This window comes from Shigella sp. SIG6 (genome assembly GCF_053555815.1).
On record NZ_JBQZXC010000178.1, the window covers coordinates 1 to 5,438 of the forward strand.

3 protein-coding genes and 3 pseudogenes are annotated in these 5,438 nt (G+C 42.1%); 2 read left to right on the forward strand and 4 right to left on the reverse strand.

Annotated features, from left to right (window positions below; all coding sequences use genetic code 11):
• Positions 1–137: 137 nt before the first annotated feature.
• Positions 138–343: pseudogene (locus ACUU1M_RS18420) on the reverse strand (phosphorothioated DNA-binding restriction endonuclease); the annotation flags it as partial.
• Between the two features lie 92 nt (positions 344–435).
• Between ACUU1M_RS18420 and ACUU1M_RS18425 the strand changes: the two are divergent.
• Positions 436–534, forward strand: a complete 99-nt coding sequence (locus ACUU1M_RS18425) for a protein YthB (RefSeq protein WP_211180523.1) — start codon at positions 436–438, stop codon at positions 532–534.
• Positions 535–818: 284 nt separating this feature from the next.
• On the opposite strand, the pseudogene ACUU1M_RS18430 reads toward ACUU1M_RS18425, so the two are convergent.
• The 3 genes and pseudogenes from ACUU1M_RS18430 to nanC form a co-directional block, all read right to left on the reverse strand.
• Positions 819–1,433 (reverse strand): annotated as a pseudogene (locus tag ACUU1M_RS18430) (sialate O-acetylesterase); the annotation flags it as partial.
• Between the two features lie 64 nt (positions 1,434–1,497).
• Positions 1,498–2,604: an N-acetylneuraminate epimerase gene (gene nanM, locus ACUU1M_RS18435; protein ID WP_005048917.1), complete on the reverse strand. Its 1,107-nt coding sequence runs from the start codon at positions 2,602–2,604 to the stop codon at positions 1,498–1,500.
• A gap of 19 nt (positions 2,605–2,623) precedes the next feature.
• Positions 2,624–3,340 (reverse strand): N-acetylneuraminic acid outer membrane channel NanC, encoded by a 717-nt coding sequence (nanC, locus tag ACUU1M_RS18440; RefSeq protein WP_001295734.1) that lies wholly within the window; start codon positions 3,338–3,340, stop codon positions 2,624–2,626.
• Between the two features lie 1,453 nt (positions 3,341–4,793).
• Between nanC and fimB the strand changes: the two are divergent.
• Positions 4,794–5,395: pseudogene (gene fimB / locus ACUU1M_RS18445) on the forward strand (type 1 fimbria switch DNA invertase FimB).
• The last annotated feature ends 43 nt before the right edge of the window (positions 5,396–5,438 follow it).

A 5,438-nucleotide genomic window follows, 5' to 3' on the forward strand; every position in this document is an offset into this window, starting at 1 on the left:
GCATAATGCGCCTGGGATTAATGGCGGGGGCTTTTAGGAATGAAAGAAAATGCAAGCAATAATATAATAATGGCCTAATTTCTTTGAACATCATTAAGCATATCATCATCGTCTATTTGCCAGAATCCGTCGACTTATAATCGCCAGAACGGCATATCAGGACGGTGCTGCGAACGCTGTGGCCCAAAACGTTCCAGTAAACTGTGTAGATGTTCGTAGATTTCCGAGCCATAATCGAAAAGGCGCGGATGTCTATTAAGGCATCCGGCTAATCTGTAAGCAATAACAACGGTTTATGCGGTGCGCGTTTTTCACCCTTGTGCCAGATTATTATATTGGCAATTGCCTGCTGTTCGAGCCCGCAAGTGAAGAGATATTACCTTGATCTCATTTGTTTTTTGTTGTCTACTCTGAGAACGAACAAGGACATCCCCCATGAATAAACTCCCCGCTCACCTTTCGCGCCAAAACTGCAAAATTGCTTCTACAAATCTGTCAGAAATAATCCCCCGACGGGCTGCCGTGCTGAAATGACTGCTTCGCAGTGCCGTCGTCCAGTTCTCCGGTGACCGGTACGCTGAACCGTAATATCCCGTGCTTAAATCGTCCGGGTCTTCATCAGGCGCGTTCGTCAGTCCTCTTTCACCTTGTTGCTGGAAGTCGACGAAAATAATATTGGCTAAAACATTATTTTGATAATTGCCATAAATAGCTTCATACGAATGCGGGAAATTTTCTTTCCAGTACCAGGTGGTATCGCCGCAAAACCACGGCGCGTCAGTAATATTATTAAGCTGAGAATGGTATTGTTTTAGATCCCTACGAAAGGCTTCAACCATATGATTAAAGTGTTGAGGGTGTGACGCGTAGTCACTGGTCATTAAGTCAAATTCGCCTTGCATCCAGCATACGCCGAGGAATTTGTTCTGCGGATTTTTTGCCAGTGCGGCTCGCGTTCTGCTGACTAAATCCTGGTACAGCGGAGTATCCGTTCCCCAACGACAAGCATCATGGCTGGCTCCGTGCCGTTCTGAATATGTCCCTTCGCTGCCCGCGGTAAAAGCCGATCCGCCACGGCAACACGGAACGATAAGAATCCCTGCATTATCAGGAATGAAGGGCAGTAATTTCCGTGCAATATGCAGTGCCTGGCCAACGGTGCCGTACTGTGTTTGATGATTCGTTGCCAGAGGATGGTGATAACCCTGCATATCCTGAACATCGTGTGGGCAGTGAGTCAGTGGAATAATGTCGTTAAAGTGACATGGCGGGCCTCCGGGATGCGTATGCGCAAATCTCGCTAATTGTTTAATTCTGGAATGAGGCGCATCTTCCCTGTCCGGTAATGGCAGTCCTTCGCCATACGCCATGGCATTAGACTGACCAGCAACGGTAAGAACATAGTAATAATCGGGCGATATTATTGCGTTCATATAATTTTCGCGTAATACAAATGACAAATTGATAGCAGGGCCCCTTTACCGGGGCCCTGAAGCGTTAGTTTTGTACTGTGACTTTATTATCCTTCACAGAAATTAAAACTGAATCCGTCACCGCTTTGCCGCCTGCAGTTTCACCGCCAATAATTAATAAACTATTATTCCAGGGCAATGATACTCCGTAGGCCCGACCTTGCGATAATTCACCCGATTTATCCCATTTCCCGTTATGCCAAAGATGAATATCAGTGCTATATGATTTTTTCAGGCCTTCATGCGCATAGTTCTTACCGTTCTGGTAATTTTCTCGTGAACCTTTGAATCCGGCCCCTCCGGCAAATATAAGAGAATCATTGCTTATCCCCGCAAAACCGCCAGCGACGCCATCTGGTGATGAGACGGGATCAAGCTTATTCCATTTTAAATTATTACCGGTGAAATCAAGTTCAAATACGGCATCCGTTCGCAATCCTGGTTTGGCTTCGCCATTAATAAGCCAGGTTTTATCACCTTTATTCACAACCGCCGCACCAGCCGTTCCGTACCAGGGCGATTCGCCAGCGTAACTCCATTGCTGTGTTGAGGGATCAAAAGACAACAGAAACTTATTGAAGAAATAATCTTCTGCTTTTTTGTCAAAATAGTGAGCGTTGATTTTATCTATAGCGGTTGAATCTTTTCCAGCCTCGTTGAGATCTTCAAAATAGCCATTGAAGATATTCTGGTTAACACCGCCAGTAACATAAGCCTTGCCGTTGTGTACAAAAGTCACATGACCCGCCATGCCCATCGGCGCGTGCGACATCAATTTAACCCAGCTATTGGTTTTGGGGTTGTATTTGTGTACGTCATTAAATACCTGAGTCAATCCCTCGCTGTTTTTGCCAATGCCGCCAAACACATACAGATTGCCATCAATAAATGCAGAGGTTGCTTGCTCTCTCGGTCCACCAGGGAATGCAGCTAACGCAGTCCATTTTTTATCTTTGGCCTGTGTATCTAGCTTGTACCATGCTGTACCTGCGCTACCTAAACCAATGTAGACAGTGTCGTTATCAATTGCTCCGGTACCACTTTTAAATGGCACAGGAGTTTCCGGTAATACAGACGCGTTTGCGGCAAATGAAGCCATCATGATAGCAAGCGCCATTATAGTTTTATTCATTGTGACTGTCTCCTGTCTACTACAGTTTAAATGACACACCAATGCGATAACTGTTTTCCGATAAATTATCTCTGCCGTTGTAAACACCCTGGCGGTCAAGGTAGTCATATTCTATGTATGGCGTAATATCGGGCGTCATATGGTATTGTAGAACAAAGGCATTTTCCGTCGCCCATTTCTTGTGGTTTGCATAGCGATAATCATTCTGTTTGCTGTATAGCGTCGTTTGCCATGCGAAGGTGAAATCACTATTAATATGGTAAGTGACATATCCATCCCAACGATGAACGTTATCACGAGACATATCACCGGATAAGTCTTGTTGTCGGTAAGCTTTCCAGTCGTAACGATAGCGAATGCCAAAATTAAGATCTTTTGTCGCGTCCCAGGACAGTTTTACGTAGGGTCCGTAGCGTGTGCCGTTGCTGCTAAAATGCGTTAACATTCCCGGGCGCACCGTCCATTGATCATCAAGTTTAATTGCGTAATTAACTTCAACCTGAACATCATTGAGTGCGGCATTTTCCTTTTTATTATCATGAATGGTATTCCAGGTATTACTTTCCATGCTTGCCCACCATCCATTTTGCCATCCCTCACTGACTTTGAGTCGAGTCTCATAGGCGTGGCTTCCACTACGATATCCACCACGTACGTCCAGTGTCGCAGCCTGAGAAATTAATGGGGACGAAAAGCACAGTAATAATACGCCAGAAAGTATTTTAGCCTTTTTCATAAATTTCACTCATTTGTAGGATACAGAAAGCAATACAAAGCCCGCATAAACAATTAGCATTTATGTTGTGTAATATTTTTTTGCCAGGCTTATAGTGTCTTTGGCAACGGGTAACTGTATTTTATATTTTTTGTATAAGGTCTCCTGTGAAAATTCTCTTTTAACATTATTTAAATAAACAGAGATCCAGATTAAATACCTGAGTATAAAATCTCTTCTGATTTTTAATTGATTTGAATATTCGTAAGTTATATCACTTACTCAACCCATTTTACCCAGAGTCATAAAATAGAGTGTCTGTTGATCTCATTTTCATATTCCTTTCAGACTGAAGTGCATTTTCATCACCCGATGTGAAAGAACTGAAGTGATGTTTGCCATAGATTACGAGATGCCCAGTCTCATTGACTATCGTGGTGCATCTTTATACCTGTTATACCAGATCAAAAATCACGCAATCCATACAACAAAACCAGATTTGCAATTCGCGTCACAAAATATGTCGATCTTTTTCTAAGAAGAAGATGCCATGTGAAGCCAGACGAACACTTGCGGTGGTCTTCAAAAACTAAAGATTTTCTTTTAACTATATGTTTTATAAATAATTTATTTAGAATCTAAACAAAGAAAGCTTTGCAAGCTAACTCAGTGAGAGTGGTGAAAATAAGGGTTTACCCGCCATCAGGCTGAGCATAATTCTCATCATGAAATATGTTTCTTGGTTTGTGGCTTGTAACTGGTCACTCCTGATGTCGATCTGGAGAGGCTTGTTGATGTTGGTGTTTTCAGGATGATGTTTCACTTAGTTTGTTTGCCGTATCGCCCGGCGAATAGCTGTGATTGAGGAAGGCTTAAGTCGTAGTGACCAAAGCTATATTTACCAACGGATGTAGATGAAAAAGCGTCGCCTGCGTTCCCCCATATCTCCAGGATAAAAAGGAATGTAACAATCTCATGGCCTAAGCTGACGAACCAGGCAGGAATAATCGCTAGGGATCTAAGAATTAGCATGATAATAGCCACTAAGAAATTACTGCGTTCCATGAAATAGCCATTTTGTGGCAAATGCAGTTAACTAATAATGTCATATTTGAGACGGCTAGTTGAACAAATATTAAATTTTGCTGAATTTTTTATGTTGATTTTACTTGTTACAGAACATATCACATGATATATAGATAAGATTAGTTGCATTAATGATGAGGGTTATTATTAGATTCGTATCAGATTGATAAATATATAAAGGTACATAGCATGCAAGAGCATGGCGTTTGTATGGCAAAGTTATTATAAGTAACTATCGCTACTCCATTTAAGTTCGCTCAGAAGAACTGGTCCACTTACGTAAGTTATTAAGCAAACGTTCGCTTTTATAAACATAATCAGGATAAAAATGTTGGATTATTGCTAACCCAGCACAGCTAGTGCGCGTCTGTAATTATAAGGGAAAACGATGAGGAATAAGGCTGATAACAAAAAAGGAACTTCCTTACCCATAGTGAAATCGAGTCACTCCTTAAAGCAGCAAATACCGGGCCTCATGCAACACGTAATTATTGTCTGATTTTGCTTTTTTTTATTCATGGTTTCCGGGCGAGTGAAATTTGTCGATTGAGGATTTCGGATATTGATCTTAAAGCAAAGTGTATATATATCCATCGATTAAAAAAAGGCTTTTCAACAACGCACCCGCTATTGAACAAAGAAGTTCAGGCTTTAAAAAACTGGTTGAGTATCCGTACTTCTTATCCGCATGCTGAGAGCGAGTGGGTATTTTTATCACGTAAGGGGAATCCGCTTTCTCGGCAACAGTTTTACCATATTATCTCGACTTCTGGTGGTAATGCCGGGTTGTCACTGGAGATTCATCCGCACATGTTACGCTATTCGTGTGGTTTTGCTTTGGCGAATATGGGAATAGATACGCGACTTATCTAGGATTATCTTGGGCATCGCAATATTCGTCATACTGTCTGGTATACCGCCAGCAATGCAGGGCGTTTTTACGGCATCTGGGATAGAGCCAGAGGACGACAGCGTCATGCTGTTTTATAGAGATAGTTGAGATACCAGGGATGGTGTTAAAAACTACATTATT

Bases quoted from the DNA above. Each gene is read 5' to 3' on its own strand.
- ACUU1M_RS18425 (WP_211180523.1), top strand. From the start codon at position 436: ATGAATAAACTCCCCGCTCACCTTTCGCGCCAAAACTGCAAAATTGCT.
- nanC (WP_001295734.1), bottom strand. From the start codon at position 3,340: ATGAAAAAGGCTAAAATACTTTCTGGCGTATTATTACTGTGCTTTTCG.
- nanM (WP_005048917.1), bottom strand. From the start codon at position 2,604: ATGAATAAAACTATAATGGCGCTTGCTATCATGATGGCTTCATTTGCC.